Genomic DNA, 722 nt, shown 5'->3' on the forward strand with positions numbered 1-722 from the left:
TGCTGTTTTGCTCATCTCTATATTTAGTCTTCCTGATTTATATTATAGCGGCTGAAAGGCGGGAAGGTTTGCCTTCCCTTCTATGGTTTTTGCAGCATGACGCCATTTGTCGCTTCGGCCGCGCTGCGAAGAAAAAGCGAGACTCTGCAAAAAATAAGCCATGAAAGGCAAATCCGACAAAAAGGCCGTTAAGCTATAATGAAAGAAAATAGCTGTCAGACTACCCGGATTATCAAAGCTGTTTCACTATTTAGGAGGTCAAGACATGGAAAATTTTAATTTTTACAGTCCTACTTATTTTGTGTTCGGCAAGAGCACGGAGACGCAGACGGGCGAATATGTGGCCCGTTACGGCGGGCACAAGGCGCTGATTCATTACGGCGGCGGCTCCGTGGTGCGCTCCGGTTTGCTGGACCGCGTCAAAGCTTCTCTGGACGCGGCCGGTATCGCCCATGTGGAGCTGGGCGGCGTAAAGGCCAGCCCCCACAGCGATTTGGTCTACGAGGGCATCGAGCTGGCCCGCAAGGAGGGCGTTGACTTTGTGCTGGCCATCGGCGGCGGCTCCGTGATGGATTCTGCCAAGGCGATTGCGCTGGGCGCGGTTTACGACGGCGACTTCTGGGATTTCTACTGCGGCAAGCAGGGGGGCGTCACCAAAGCGCTGCCGGTGGGCACGGTTGTTACCATTGCAGCCTCCGGCTCCGAGGGCTCCACGGATTCTG

At 54.6% G+C, this 722-nt stretch carries 1 protein-coding gene; it reads left to right on the forward strand.

The annotated features are described in order from the left end of the window. Positions 1-265: 265 nt before the first annotated feature. On the forward strand, positions 266-722 hold a 457-nt coding region (locus tag B2W96_RS06710), incomplete at its 3' end, for an iron-containing alcohol dehydrogenase (protein ID WP_293009514.1).

This window comes from Oscillibacter sp. UBA6647 (assembly GCA_002455655.1).
Taxonomy (GTDB): Bacteria; Bacillota; Clostridia; order Oscillospirales; family Oscillospiraceae; genus Oscillibacter.